We start from the raw sequence: 12,607 nt of genomic DNA on the forward strand, positions 1-12,607 counted from the left end.
AGCATGACGATTTCGCGTAAAAGAAGGCCCTTTCGGCTCTGAAATGCCGATTATTTTTCACATCATGAAAACCCGCCGGCCGGTACGCCGTCCGCCCGCTTCAAGTCCGACAGGCTGCTAGGCGGCGCCGACGATAAAATCCAGCGTGGTGCGCTTGCCCGCGTCGAGCGAGCGCCGCGACCGCGCGATACAGCCAGCCCGAAGCCATGAAGAACCAGACCTTTGCCAGAAAACTCCGCAACGCCTTCACCGGCATCCATTGGGCGTGGGCGGCCGAGCGCAACTTTCGCATCGAGGTCGGGCTCGGCATCCTCACCCTGGTCGTGTTCGCCATCGTCCAGCCCGCGGCGCTGTGGTGGGGCCTGATCGCGCTGTGCGTGGCCCTGGTGCTCGCCGCCGAGCTGGCGAACTCGGCCATCGAGGCGCTGGCCGACCACCTGCATCCGGAGATCCACCCCACCATCGGCAAGGTCAAGGACATGCTCGCCGGCATGGTGCTGGTGATGAGCGCCGGCGCGGCCGTCGTCGCCGTGCTGGCCCTGTACGCGACGCTCGCGGCCTAGCCGGCCAGGCCGTCGCTGAACTGCCTGAGCATCCAGATCACTTCGCCTGCCTTCTCCCGGTGCGGCACATGGCGTGTGTCAGCCATGAGCTCGAGCTGCGCCGGTCCTCCGCTCAGCGCTGCGATCATCTCGGGATGGCGTGACGACCCGTACTCGTCATCGATGCCGTGAATGACCAGGGTCGGGCATTGCACCTGGGGAAGGACCGGCCGCAGCGACCAGTCCGCAAAGGCCGGATGCAGCCAGGAATTGACCCAGGCATCCAGCACCCATTGCGCCTTCTCGCCGTGGTACTTCTTGAGGCGATCGACGGCGCCCGGTTCCTTGAAGAGCTGGCGTGCGTCCTCGATCCCCTGCACGGTGCGGTCCTCGACAAAGCCCTGGGCGGACTCGGTGACCAGTGCGACGCAGGCATCGGGGAAGCGCGCGGCACAGTGCACCGCCATGCCGCCACCCACGCTGTGGCCGAAGACGATGAAGCGTTCGAGCCCGAGCTGGCGCGTGAGCGCGGCAAAGTCGCCTTCGGCCTCGGCGGCGACAAAGTCCAGCGCCAACGCGCCGGGATAGGCCTCCGAGCGCCCGAAGCCGAGGCGGTCGTAGGCGATCACCTGGCGGCCGGTGGCCTCGCACAGCGCGGCGGGAAAATCGCGCCACAGCTCGACGCAGCCCAGCGAGTCGTGCAGCAGCACGATCGGCGCCAGGCTGGAGGGGGACGCGGGCGACCAGGTGCGAACGAACAGGCGGCCACGGCGGCCTGCAATCCAGTCGTCGCGCACGGTGGTAGGTTGAATGGCTGTGCTCATGCGTGGGCTTTGACAGTTCGGGGCTTTGGCGGGGTCAGCCCTGCATTCAACAGGTCGTTGACGTTAACGTCAACACCTTGTCGCACATCTTGCGCGACTGCACCGCCGATCCGCCGCCCCGTCTTCATTGCCCGTCGCGGAGCGGCGCCCCCGGCTCGGCGCGATTGCCTTCGTCCATGCGGCGAATCGCCTGCTCGCCCTGGCTGGCCAATGCGGCGAGGCGATCGATCTGGGCGTCGAGCCTGGGCAAGGCCTCGCGGCGGTAGCGCGACAGGTCGTCGATGGCGCCGATCACGTCGGCGAAGGCCTGCTCGAGCTGGCCCATGTCGAGCATGGCCGACGCGGCGCGGGTCTGGATGTCAACGCCCTGGGTGCGCAGCGCCTGGGCGGTGCCGGCGATCAGCGCCGAGGTGGTCTCATTGAGCGCGGCGACACGGTCGAGCACCAGGCGCTGGTTGGCCAGGCCGAGCGCCACCGTGACGGCGACGTTGAGCGCCGACACGGTGACGTTGATCGCGCGATCCACGCCGCGCACCAGCTCGCGATTGTTGCGAATGACGACCTCGAGCGCGAGCACGCCCTGCTGGCTCACCGCCACCTGCTGCTGCAGGTCGACGATGCGCTGGCGCAGCGGAAACAGCAGCTCTTCCTCGACGAAGGCGCGGCGCGGCGCGGGCAGGCTCGCCGAGGCGGCCTCGCGGGCCAGCCGTCGGTCGATCATGCGGCCGAGTTCGACCTGGCGTTCGAGCTGGGCGAGGATGGCGCGCAAGGACTGCTGGTCGTCGGCCAGGGTGAGGTTGTCGCGGCGCAGCATGTCGGCGCCGCCCTGCAGGTCGCGGATGATGGCGTCGAGCGCGTCTTGCGCCTTCTCGTACTTCTGGAAGTAGCGCTGCATGGGCTTGCCGACACCGGGGATGAAGGACAGCGCGCGCGACAGACCTTCGCCGCTCAGCTTCTGGCGGGCGGGGTCGAGCTCCTGCATCTTGTCGCGCAGCGCGATCAGGGCCTGGGCGACCGGGCCGCCCTCGTCGCCCTGGTGGGCGAGCTTGCGGATCGGCGCCTGCAGCATCTCGCTGCGCCAGGCCGCCTGACGCTGCAGCTCGACGCCCATGCTGTCGACCGCCTCGCGCTGGCGGTGCAGCGCCGCCTCGTCGGCGGCGAGGGCATCACGCACGAAGGCGTCGGCGGTGACGGCGAGCTCGGGGTCTTCGGGCGCGTCCGCGGGCTGGGGCGGAACCGCTTGGCGCGCGATCTCCTCGATCGGGGGCAGGGACAAAGTCATTGCAGCACTCCTCGGGTTACGGCTTTCGGTCGTACAGGCCGGCGCGCTCGGCAAAGCGGCGCAGTTCCTGCAGCGCCTGCTCCATGTTGCCGGCCGCGGCGCCCTGGCTGCGGCCGGTATCGATACGGGCGACCGCAACCGCGACGTCGTCGAGCGCAGTCAGCGCGGCCTCGTTGCCGGCGGCGATCTCGGCCAGGCGGCGCTCGGTCTCGTCGGCGATCGCCAGCCGGCGGCGCAGGGCCTCGCGCTCGGTGGGGTTGAGCCGTGCGGCCTCGCGCTCCAACCGTTCGCGGACGAAGTCGGCATCCAGGCCGGCGCTGCCCTGCACTAGCTCGACCATCGCGCCCAGCCCGGCGGCGGCCTCGCGGCTGACCTCGCCGACCAGGCCGCGGGCGCGCTCGTAGGTGACTTCGCGCGCGTCGAACTTGTCGTCGAGCACGTCGAGCGCGCGGTGGTAGCGGGTGAACAGGCGGTCGGCCTGCACCGCGAGGTCGGGCCGGCGCAGGTCCACCAGCTCGCGCTTGACCTCCCACAGTTGCAGCACGACCGCGTCAGCATCGGTGGGCGCGAGCGCCGGGTCCAGGCTCAGCAGGTCGCGCTCGCGCCGCGCCTGGGCCAGCTCGTGGCGCTGCCGCTCACGGGCGGCGGCGCGATCGCGCCCGGCGCGCGCGGCACGCCAGCGCCGCCAGCGCCGCTCGATGAACAGCTCCACCGGCACCGCCGCCAGCCCGGCCAGCCAGCCGCCGAGGCTGGCGCCAAAGCCGCCCCACAGCGAGGTCAGGAACAGCAGCATCGCCACCGCGGGCATCGCCACCGCGTAGCGCAGGATCACCTGCCAGCGCGAGGCCAGCTCCTCGGGCACGACCAGCCGCGGGTCGTACAGCCCGGTCACGAACCAGGGCACGAAGGACAACAGCAGGCCAAAGGCGAAGCCCTGCAGGAAATCGAACATCAGGATCTCCGTTCGCCTGGACTAAGGCCCGACAGCAGCCGCCATCGGCTCAAGCCCGCAGGGCCGGGTTGAGCGTGTAGGTGCCGGTGAGCTTGGCCTCGGCGAGCACATGACCGGCGATCGCGGCGCGCACGTCCTGCCCGGTGAAGCGCCCCTCCAGCGCGCAGCGCGGCACGTCCAGCGCATACAGCGTGAACACGTAGTGGTGCACGATCTCGTCGTTCCACGGCGGGCAGGGGCCGTCGTAGCCGTGGTAGTCGCCCTTCATCGCCTCGTCGCCGGCGAACCAGGCGGTGTAGTCGTTGACCCCGTGGCGCGCGCCGAGCGCCGTCTCGGGGCCGGGCTTGCCGCCGGGCGTGACCTCGCCCGAGAAGTGGCCGGCATCGATCGCACGCAGCTCGGCGGGCAGGTCCACCACCACCCAGTGGAAGAAATCGACCCGTGGCAGGCTGGCGGGCACGCTGCGCCCTTCCTGGTTCACGTCGTCGCCCTTGCTCGGCACGTCGGGGTCGTGGCAGATCAGCACGAAGGACTTGGTGCCCGCAGGTACGTCCGACCACGCAAGCTGCGGGTTGCGATTGGCGCCGAGGCAGACGTGGCCTTCCTCGGCCGGGATGCAGAAGGCGAACTCGCCGGGAATGGCGGCGCCGTCGGTAAAGCTCTGGCTGGTCAGTTTCAAGGCGGTCTCCTCGCGGGTTGAAGGCAGGCTGGGGTCAGGGGCCGAGGTCAGGGACGCGTGTCAGGGCGTATCACACAGGCAGTGCAGATACAGGTGTTGCGGGTCGTTCCAGCGCAGCAGCTCGGCCGCCGAGCGCTGCACCTCGCCGACCAGGCTGGCGAGCGCGCCGGTGTGCGCAGCGGCGCCACGCCAGCCGGCGAGATCGAGGCCCAGGTCCTCGCCTGCGCGCAGCAGGCGGCGCACCAGGCGTTGCTCGAAGGACTCGCGCGCCTCGGGCCACACCACCTCGTAGTCGACCACGCCGGCGCGCTGGGCGGCGGCAGCGACGGCCTCGCGCAAGCCGCCGAGGTGGTCCACCAGGCCCAGTTCGGCCGCCGCGGCGCCGGTCCACACGCGGCCGCGCGCGACCTCGTCGACCTCGTCGATCGACATGTTGCGCGCGCTCGCCACCGTCTGCAGGAAGCGGCGATAGCCGTGCTCGATGCTCAATTGCATCGCCTCGGCCGCCACCGGGTCGAGCGGGCGGCGCGGGTCGAGCGCGCCCGCCAGCGGCGCGGTGGCCACGCCATCGACGCCGATGCCCATCCGGCGCAGCGGCTCGGAGAACTCGGGGAACATGCCGAAGATGCCGATCGAGCCGGTCACGGTGGCCGGCGCAGCCCAGATCTCGTCGGCGCCGGCAGCGATCCAGTAGCCGCCCGAGGCGGCCACCGAGCTCATCGAGGCGATGACCGGCTTGCCCGCCTGGCGGGTGAGCTCGAGCTCGTGGCGGATCAGCTCGGAGGCCCAGGCGCTGCCGCCGGGGCTGTCGATGCGCATCACCACGGCCTTCACGCTGTCGTCCTCGCGCACCGAGCGGATCAGGCGCGCGAAGGTGTCGCCGGCCACCACGCCGGTCGGCTCCATGCCATCGACAATGGTGCCCTGAGCCACGATCACCGCCACGCGCGCACCCGCCGCGTCCGCTTCCTGGCCGATGAGGGCGAGGTAGCGGTCGACGGCGATGCGGCGCACCTCGTCATCGCCGGCGGCGGTGCCGACCGCCTCGATCAGGCGCGCACGCCACTCGTCGCGCGTGCTCAGGCGATCGATGAGCCCGGCCTCGAGCGCGGCCCGGGCGGCATCACCAGCGCTGGCGGCGAGCGCGTCGCGGATGCCGTTCACGTGCGCATCGACCGCTTCCGGCGTCAGCTTGCGCCCGGCGGCGATATCGTCGCGCATCACCCGCCACAGGCCGTCGAGCAGGTCGCGAGAGGACTCGCGGTCCTCTTCCGACATGTCGCTGCGGGTGAAGGGCTCGGAAAAGGACTTGTACTGGCCGACCCGGAACACATGCACCTTGATCCCCAGGTGGTCGAGCGCGCCCTTGAAGTAGGTGCCGTAGCGCGCCAGCCCGCGCAGCAGCACGAAGCCGTCGGCCGACAGGTGCACTTCGTCGGCCACCGAGGCGAGGTAGTACTGCGACTGCGTGAAGCGCTCGCCACGCGCCAGCACCGGCTTGCCCGAGGTCTTGAAGTCGGCGATCGCGGCACGCAGCTCGGCGAGCTTGGACAGGCCACCGCCGATCAGCTCGTCAGTCTCGATCACCAGCGCGCCGATGCGGCTGTCGTCGCGCGCGGCATGCACCGCCTCGACCAGGTCGGCCAGCCTGACCTGCCCGGCCGGCGCGCCACCGGCACGCAGCAGCGCCAGCGGCGGCTCGAGCGCGGGCTGCTCGACGATCGCGCCCACCGGCCGCAGCACCAGCGCCGAACCGGGCTGCACCTCGGGCTCGGGGCTGAAGAAGAAGGCGACGAGGACGCCGATGCCGAAGATCATCAGCGCATAGAAGGCGCCGCGCACGATGAGATCGAGCAGGCGCACGAACATGCGCAGCACGTTGAAGAGAAAACGGAACAGGCCTCGAATCACGCCTTCAGGTCCTTGGTCGGGTCCACATCGAACGGCTCAGGGTCAGGCCGCGCGGCGGCGGAACACCAGGTCCCACACGCCGTGACCCAGCCTCAGACCACGGTTTTCGAATTTCGTCAGCGGCCGGTAGTCGGGGCGCGGCGCAAAGCCGTCGGCGGTGTTCTGCAGCAGGGGCTCGGCGGACAGGATCTCGAGCATCCAGTGGGCGTAGTCCTCCCAGTCGGTGGCGCAGTGGAAGTAGCCGCCGGGGGCCAACTTCTGCGCCACCAGGGCGACGAAGTCGGCCTGCACGATGCGACGCTTGAAGTGGCGCTTCTTGCGCCACGGGTCGGGGAAGAACAGATGCACGCCGGCGAGGGCACCGTCGGCGATCATGTCGCGCATCACCTCGACCGCGTCGTGCTGCATGATGCGCAGGTTGGTGAGATTGCCCTCGGCGATCAGCTTGCACAGCGCGCCCACACCGGGCGTGTGCACCTCGATGCCGAGGAAGTCGTGGTCGGGCATCGCGGCGGCGATCTTCGCCGTGGTCTCGCCCATGCCGAAACCGATCTCGAGGATCTTCGGCGCCTGGCGGCCGAAGGCGGCGTCGAGGTCGAGCGGGGCGACGCGGTAGTCGATGCCGATCTTCGGCAGCATGTCATCAAGATAGCGCTGCTGCGCTTCCGACATGCGCCCCTGGCGCAGCACGAAGCTGCGGATGCTGCGGCTGGAGAAGCGATGCTCGGGGCTGTCGCGGCCGATGATCTCGACGCCGGCCACGGCTTCGTCGCGTACTTCGCTCATGAACCGATCAGCCCCTGCGTCGGCGAGCTCGGGTCGGCCGAATAGAACTTGCGCGGCATGCGCCCGGCGAGGAAGGCTTCGCGCCCGGCCTCGACCGCCTTACGCATCGCACTCGCCATCAGCACCGGACGGCCGGCGGCGGCGATCGCGGTGTTCATCAACACGCCGTCGCAGCCCAGCTCCATCGCGATCGCGGCGTCCGACGCCGTGCCCACGCCGGCATCGACCAGCACCGGCACCTTGGCGTTGTCGATGATCAGGCGCAGGTTCCACGGGTTGAGGATGCCCATGCCGGAGCCGATCAGCGAGGCCAGCGGCATGATCGCGCAGCAGCCGATGTCTTCCAGCATCTTCGCCTGGATCGGGTCGTCGGCGCAGTACACCATGACGTCGAAACCGTCCTTGACCAGGGTCTCGGCGGCCTTGAGCGTCTCGGGCATGTTGGGGAAAAGGCTCTTGGGGTCGCCGAGCACCTCGAGCTTGACCAGCGCGTGGCCGTCGAGCAGTTCGCGCGCCAGGCGCAGCGTGCGCACCGCGTCGTCAGCGTTATAACAGCCGGCGGTGTTGGGCAGGATGGTGAATCTCTCCGGCGGCAGCACCTCGAGCAGGTTGGGCTCGTCCGGGTTCTGGCCGATGTTGGTGCGGCGGATGGCGACGGTGACGATCTCGGCGCCACTGGCGTCGATCGCCGCGCGGGTCTCGGCGAAGTCCTTGTACTTGCCGGTGCCGACGAGGAGGCGGGAGTTGTAGGCCTTGCCGGCAATGACCAGGGGGTCGTTCATGATGGAAGCCTGTTCTGTGCTGATGGGGTGGAAAACTAAGGGACGGGGGCGCAGCGGCCGGCGGCCGGTGCTCAGCCGCCGCCGACGGCGACGACGATCTCGAGCCGATCGCCGTCGGCGAGCTTGACCTCGGCATGGCGCGCCTTGGGCACGATCTCGCCGTTGCGTTCGACCGCCAGACGCTTGCCTGCGAGCCCACGGGCTTCGAGCAGGGCGAGGACGGAAAGATCGGGCGGCAGCGATTCGGACTGGCCGTTGAGAATGACCTGGATCATGGCCTTGATGGAAGAGGATCGGGCGAAAATCTTATCACGCCCGCGGGTTTGACTTTTCCGCGAGCGGGCGCTAAGTTCCGCACACCTAGCGCCGATTTGACCAACAGCTTGCGGGCGCTCAACAAATACGGCTAAAGCGAGGGCACCCAGTCCGCGTTTCCAGCCGGCTGGGTTTTTTGTTTTGTACATGACGAAAATGATCCAACCCCAATCGGTCGGCATGGTCACGCCGCAGCGGGCCGAGTTTGCGCAGCCACTCGCGCTGCGCAGCGGCGGCACGCTGGACAACTACCACCTGGTGTACGAGACCTACGGCACCCTCAACGCCGCGCGCAGCAATGCGGTGCTGGTGTGCCATGCGCTGTCGGGCTCGCATCACGTCGCCGGCACCTACGCCGACGCGCCGCATAACGTCGGCTGGTGGGACAACCTGATCGGCCCGGGCAAGCCGCTCGACACGCGCAAGTTCTTCGTCATCGGCGTCAACAACCTCGGCGGCTGCTACGGCTCGTCCGGTCCCAACCAGATGAATCCCGCGACCGGCAGGCTGTGGGGGGCGGACTTCCCCTTCGTCACCGTCGAGGACTGGGTCGAGTCGCACGCGCGCCTCGCCGACCGGCTCGGCATCGACAGCTTCGCCGCCATCGTCGGCGGCAGCCTGGGCGGTATGCAGGCGATGTCGTGGGCGCTGCAGTATCCCGAGCGCGTGCGCAACGTCGCGGTGATCGCCGCCGCGCCCAAGCTCACCGCACAGAACATCGCCTTCAACGAGGTCGCACGCCAGGCCATCCTCACCGACCCCGACTTTCACGGCGGCCACTTCTACGAGCATGGCGTGGTGCCGGCACGCGGCCTCAAGCTGGCGCGCATGGTGGGCCACATCACCTACCTGTCCGACGACTCGATGGCGGAGAAATTCGGCCGCAGCCTGCGCCACGGCCGCAACACCTACAGCTACGACGTCGAGTTCGAGATCGAGTCCTACCTGCGCTACCAGGGCGACAAGTTCGCCGGCTACTTCGACGCCAACACCTACCTGCTGACGACCAAGGCGCTCGACTACTTCGACCCCGCCTTCGAGTACGGCGGCAATCTGTCCGCCGCGCTGGCGCGCGCCACGGCCGACTTCCTGGTGGTGTCCTTCACCACCGACTGGCGCTTCTCGCCCGAACGTTCGCGCGAGATCGTCTATGCGCTGCTGCACAACAAGCGCAACGTCAGCTACGCCGAGATCGACTGCCCGGCCGGCCACGACTCCTTCCTGCTCGACGAGACGCGCTATCACAAGCTGCTGTCGGCCTGGTTCGACCGCATCGAGGTATGAGATGAGTGCCTACCGCTACGACTATGAAGTGATCACCCAGTGGATCGAGCCCGGCGAGAAGGTGCTCGACCTCGGCTGCGGCGACGGCGACCTGCTACGCCACCTGATGGAGGTGCGCCAGGTCCAGGGCTACGGCGTCGAGAACGACCCCGACAAGCTGCTGGCGAGCGTCAGGAACGGCGTCAACGTGATCCAGATGGACCTGGAGAAAGGTCTGGTGGGGCTGGAAGACGGCTTCTTCGACCACGTCATCATGAGCCTGTCGCTGCAGGCCATGCACAACACCCAGGGCATCCTGCACGAGATGCTGCGCGTGGGCCGCGAGGCGGTGGTGAGCTTCCCCAACTTCGGCTACTGGCGCCACCGCCAGAGCATCCTCAACGGCCGCATGCCGGTGTCCGAGAGCCTGCCACACCAGTGGTACAACACGCCCAACGTGCGCTTCTTCACCATCGCCGACTTCGACGCCTTGTGCGAGATGAACGGCATCGCGGTGCGCGAGCGGCTGGCTTTCGACGAAGGCAAGCTGATGCTCGAGGAACCCAACTTCCTCGCCAGCGTGGCGGTGTATCGGCTGGGACGCAGCGCCTGAACCACACCGCGGCCCCGGATGGCCGCGCAGTGCTCGAACCGGCAGCCTCTATACCGACCCGAGGCGTGCTGGCGCCGCCGGCACGCCGCATCACCGGCTGGAGGCGGAGCGGCATGGAAGACGGCGGACAAGCGGTACTCATCGGCACCGGTGCGCTGCCCTTCCTGATCCTGCTCGGCGCGGTCCTCACGTTGCCGGTTTCGTGGCTGTCGCTGGCGCTCTATCGGCGCGCCGTGCTGCGCTCGATGGCGCGCACCAGCGGCGCGGCGCCGATCGCCGCCGGCATGCGCCGATCCCTGTGGGCGCTGCGCACCGTGCACATCGTCGCCGGGCTGCTCCATGCACTGACCTTGAGCGGCGCCTGGATGCACTTCGCCGGGGCCGAAGGCGGTTTCGCGCTGGCGCGCCTGCTGTGGCTGCTGTCCTGTTGCGCATGGCCGACCGCGCTCACCATCGGCCTCCTCGTCGCCGTCACGCCAGCCCAGCGCCTCGCCGTGGGCATGGCCTCCCTCATCCTGCTGCTGGCTTTCGCCGCCTGGGCACTGACGCGCAAGGCCGACGCCATCCTGATGGACCTGCGCAGCTTCTCACCGCAGCACCAGGGCTGCCGCTACGAACGGCAGCAGCTGCTCGATTTCGTGCCGGCGAGGAAGCGGGTCCTGCTGATCGACACTCGCACCAACCGCACCTTCATGGAAGCCACGCTCGAGACGCTGTGGCGACAGACGCGCACCGACTCGCCCAACCGTCGTACCGGCGCGCTGCGGCTGCAGGTCATCGAGGACGCGGGCTCGCACACCCTACCGGCCCTGCTCGGGGCCCTGGTGCGTGCCGCTGGGTGAGCGCCCGGCCGTGCGACCCGGGCGCAGCAGGAGAAAGAACTCAGCCGACCACGAAGGCGGCGACGTCGACACGAATGGCGGGACGGTCGAGCGCCGCGGCGGTGACCGCGGCAAACTTCTTCGCCCAGTCGGTCCCCTGCTCGAAGCGGCCTTCTCCACCGTACTTGGCGACATTGAGGATCATGTCGAGCACCAGCACCTTGCCCATCGGGTTCGACGGCGTGCATTCGAGTTCCTCGAATTCGCGCGCCAGCCAACTACGCGCCTGATCCTTGGTCAGGGAGGCCACCTCGCTGTCGTGCAGCGAAAACTCGTACTCGCGATCGACACCGAAAACGACGGTCACCGTGTAGGACATAAAAAACGAGCTCCTGGAAGGGGAAATTTGCTTTTCACGCATTGTTGGCGCAGTTGGCGCCGGACGCAAGCAACGTAGCGAATTGTGTAAACCAGCGGGGCGCCGATGATCTGCGATAATGCGCCTCCACGCAACGCCGCCCCAACCGACTTGTCCACGAGCCTTTCCCCCCCCCGGACACCCGCCTGGCTCGCCGCCCTGCTCAACCGCCGGATGCTGATCTGCATCTTCACCGGTTTCGCTTCCGGCCTGCCGCTCTACCTGCTGCTCAACCTGGTGCCGGCCTGGCTCAAGACAGAGGGCCTGTCGCTGAAGGCGATCGGCGCCTTCGCGCTGATCCAGTTCCCCTACACCTGGAAGTTCCTGTGGGCGCCGCTGCTCGACCGCTACGGCATCCTGCCCTGGCTGGGGCGACGGCGCAGCTGGATGTTCGTCTCCCAGCTCGGCCTGCTCGCGTCCATCGCCTGGCTCGGCCAGCTCTCCCCGGTCGACCATCTGGCGCTGGTGGTCGGCCTCACCGCCGCGCTGGCCCTGCTGTCGGCGACCCAGGACATCGCGCTCGACGCCTTCCGCCGCGAGATCCTGCCTGATGCCGAACTCGGTCTGGGCAACGCGATCCACGTCAACGCCTACCGCATCGCCGGCCTGGTGCCCGGCTCGCTGTCGCTGATCCTGGCCGACCACCTGCCGTGGAGCCAGGTGTTCGTGATCACCGCGGCGTTCATGCTCCCCGGCCTGGCAATGACGCTGCGGGTGAAGGAGCCGCTCGCCGCCGCCGGCACGCCGCGCACCCTGCGCGACGCGGTGGTCGAGCCCTTCCGCGAGTTCTTCGGCCGCCACGGCGTGCAGTCGGCGCTGCTGGTGCTGGCCTTCCTGTTCTTCTACAAGCTCGGCGACTCGCTGTGCACCGCGCTCGCCACGCCCTTCTACCTCGACATGGGCTACAGCAAGACCGAGATCGGCGTCATCGCCAAGAACGCCGGGCTGTGGCCGATGGTGATCGGCGGCATCCTCGGCGGCATCTGGATGCTCAAGCTCGGCATCAACCGTGCGCTGTGGATCTTCGGCGTGGTGCAGTTCGTCACCATCCTCGGCTTCGTCTGGATGGCCTGGCTGGGCCCCGGCGAGTCCACCCCGGCACGGCTGGTGGTGCTCGCCACCGTGATCGCTGGCGAGGCGATCGGCGCCGGCCTGGGCACCACCGCCTTCGTCGCCTTCATGGCGCGCAGCACCCACCCGGCCTACACCGCCACCCAGCTCGCGCTATTCACCAGCCTGATGGCGGTGCCGCGCACCTTCATCAACGCCACCGCCGGCTGGCTGGTCGAAGCGCTCGGCTGGACCAATTTCTTCTGGCTGTGCTTCGCGCTCGCGGTGCCGGGCATGCTGCTGTTGTTCAAGGTCGCGCCCTGGCACGGCGATCGCACCCCGCGCACGGAAGCCGCCACTGCCTGAAGC

14 protein-coding genes are annotated in these 12,607 nt (G+C 68.9%); 5 read left to right on the top strand and 9 right to left on the bottom strand.

Annotated elements, in window-relative coordinates; all coding sequences use genetic code 11:
* Positions 1–206: 206 nt before the first annotated feature.
* Complete coding sequence (locus ACMV5O_RS11165) at positions 207–563, top strand: diacylglycerol kinase (protein ID WP_416163541.1); 357 nt, start codon at positions 207–209, stop codon at positions 561–563.
* Here the strand turns inward: ACMV5O_RS11165 and ACMV5O_RS11170 are convergent.
* From ACMV5O_RS11170 to thiS, 8 genes are all read right to left on the bottom strand, one after another.
* Positions 560–1,366 carry an alpha/beta fold hydrolase gene (locus ACMV5O_RS11170; protein WP_416163542.1) on the bottom strand — a complete coding sequence of 269 codons (807 nt, stop codon included), beginning with the start codon at positions 1,364–1,366 and terminating at the stop codon, positions 560–562. The two genes, ACMV5O_RS11165 and ACMV5O_RS11170, sit on opposite strands and share 4 nt — an antisense overlap.
* A 124-nt stretch (positions 1,367–1,490) precedes the next feature.
* Positions 1,491–2,648, bottom strand: a complete 1,158-nt coding sequence (locus ACMV5O_RS11175) for a toxic anion resistance protein (RefSeq protein WP_416163543.1) — start codon at positions 2,646–2,648, stop codon at positions 1,491–1,493.
* Between the two features lie 16 nt (positions 2,649–2,664).
* Positions 2,665–3,600, bottom strand: a complete 936-nt coding sequence (locus tag ACMV5O_RS11180; RefSeq protein WP_416163544.1) for a cobyrinic acid a,c-diamide synthase — start codon at positions 3,598–3,600, stop codon at positions 2,665–2,667.
* Between the two features lie 49 nt (positions 3,601–3,649).
* A complete protein-coding gene (locus tag ACMV5O_RS11185) occupies positions 3,650–4,279 on the bottom strand; it encodes a YbhB/YbcL family Raf kinase inhibitor-like protein (RefSeq protein ID WP_416163545.1) in 630 nt (209 codons plus the stop codon).
* A 60-nt stretch (positions 4,280–4,339) separates the two neighbouring features.
* Positions 4,340–6,190, bottom strand: a complete 1,851-nt coding sequence (gene sppA / locus ACMV5O_RS11190) for a signal peptide peptidase SppA (RefSeq protein WP_416163546.1) — start codon at positions 6,188–6,190, stop codon at positions 4,340–4,342.
* A gap of 42 nt (positions 6,191–6,232) precedes the next feature.
* A complete protein-coding gene (gene trmB / locus ACMV5O_RS11195) occupies positions 6,233–6,976 on the bottom strand; it encodes a tRNA (guanosine(46)-N7)-methyltransferase TrmB (protein ID WP_416163547.1) in 744 nt (247 codons plus the stop codon).
* Entirely contained in the window at positions 6,973–7,758 is a 786-nt protein-coding gene (locus ACMV5O_RS11200) for a thiazole synthase (RefSeq protein ID WP_416163548.1), read from the bottom strand. The genes trmB and ACMV5O_RS11200 overlap by 4 nt, the downstream gene beginning before the upstream one ends.
* Before the next feature lie 71 nt (positions 7,759–7,829).
* Positions 7,830–8,033 (bottom strand): sulfur carrier protein ThiS, encoded by a 204-nt coding sequence (gene thiS, locus ACMV5O_RS11205; protein ID WP_324539295.1) that lies wholly within the window; start codon positions 8,031–8,033, stop codon positions 7,830–7,832.
* Between the two features lie 196 nt (positions 8,034–8,229).
* Between thiS and metX the strand changes: the two genes are divergently transcribed.
* From metX to ACMV5O_RS11220, 3 genes are all read left to right on the top strand, one after another.
* Positions 8,230–9,357 (top strand): homoserine O-succinyltransferase MetX, encoded by a 1,128-nt coding sequence (gene metX, locus ACMV5O_RS11210; RefSeq protein ID WP_416163549.1) that lies wholly within the window; start codon positions 8,230–8,232, stop codon positions 9,355–9,357.
* Position 9,358: 1 nt separating this feature from the next.
* A complete protein-coding gene (gene metW / locus ACMV5O_RS11215; RefSeq protein ID WP_416163550.1) occupies positions 9,359–9,949 on the top strand; it encodes a methionine biosynthesis protein MetW in 591 nt (196 codons plus the stop codon).
* 113 nt (positions 9,950–10,062) lie between these two features.
* Positions 10,063–10,791 (top strand): hypothetical protein, encoded by a 729-nt coding sequence (locus ACMV5O_RS11220; protein WP_416163551.1) that lies wholly within the window; start codon positions 10,063–10,065, stop codon positions 10,789–10,791.
* Positions 10,792–10,831: 40 nt separating this feature from the next.
* Here the strand turns inward: ACMV5O_RS11220 and ACMV5O_RS11225 are convergent, their stop codons facing one another.
* Entirely contained in the window at positions 10,832–11,149 is a 318-nt protein-coding gene (locus ACMV5O_RS11225) for a hypothetical protein (RefSeq protein WP_416163552.1), read from the bottom strand.
* A 150-nt stretch (positions 11,150–11,299) separates the two neighbouring features.
* Here ACMV5O_RS11225 and ACMV5O_RS11230 point away from each other — a divergent pair, with 150 nt between their 5' ends.
* Positions 11,300–12,604: an AmpG family muropeptide MFS transporter gene (locus ACMV5O_RS11230; RefSeq protein WP_416163553.1), complete on the top strand. Its 1,305-nt coding sequence runs from the start codon at positions 11,300–11,302 to the stop codon at positions 12,602–12,604.
* Positions 12,605–12,607 lie beyond the last annotated feature (3 nt).

The organism is Thauera sp. WH-1 (assembly GCF_047806685.1).
Taxonomy (GTDB): Bacteria; Pseudomonadota; Gammaproteobacteria; order Burkholderiales; family Rhodocyclaceae; genus Thauera.

Excerpts from the sequence above, each read along its gene's own strand:
- ACMV5O_RS11220 (WP_416163551.1), top strand. The coding sequence starts at position 10,063 with ATGGAAGACGGCGGACAAGCGGTACTCATCGGCACCGGTGCGCTGCCC.
- trmB (WP_416163547.1), bottom strand. The coding sequence starts at position 6,976 with ATGAGCGAAGTACGCGACGAAGCCGTGGCCGGCGTCGAGATCATCGGC.
- ACMV5O_RS11200 (WP_416163548.1), bottom strand. The coding sequence starts at position 7,758 with ATGAACGACCCCCTGGTCATTGCCGGCAAGGCCTACAACTCCCGCCTC.
- ACMV5O_RS11165 (WP_416163541.1), top strand. The coding sequence starts at position 207 with ATGAAGAACCAGACCTTTGCCAGAAAACTCCGCAACGCCTTCACCGGC.
- ACMV5O_RS11180 (WP_416163544.1), bottom strand. The coding sequence starts at position 3,600 with ATGTTCGATTTCCTGCAGGGCTTCGCCTTTGGCCTGCTGTTGTCCTTC.
- thiS (WP_324539295.1), bottom strand. The coding sequence starts at position 8,033 with ATGATCCAGGTCATTCTCAACGGCCAGTCCGAATCGCTGCCGCCCGAT.
- ACMV5O_RS11170 (WP_416163542.1), bottom strand. The coding sequence starts at position 1,366 with ATGAGCACAGCCATTCAACCTACCACCGTGCGCGACGACTGGATTGCA.
- metW (WP_416163550.1), top strand. The coding sequence starts at position 9,359 with ATGAGTGCCTACCGCTACGACTATGAAGTGATCACCCAGTGGATCGAG.
- metX (WP_416163549.1), top strand. The coding sequence starts at position 8,230 with ATGATCCAACCCCAATCGGTCGGCATGGTCACGCCGCAGCGGGCCGAG.
- ACMV5O_RS11225 (WP_416163552.1), bottom strand. The coding sequence starts at position 11,149 with ATGTCCTACACGGTGACCGTCGTTTTCGGTGTCGATCGCGAGTACGAG.
- ACMV5O_RS11175 (WP_416163543.1), bottom strand. The coding sequence starts at position 2,648 with ATGACTTTGTCCCTGCCCCCGATCGAGGAGATCGCGCGCCAAGCGGTT.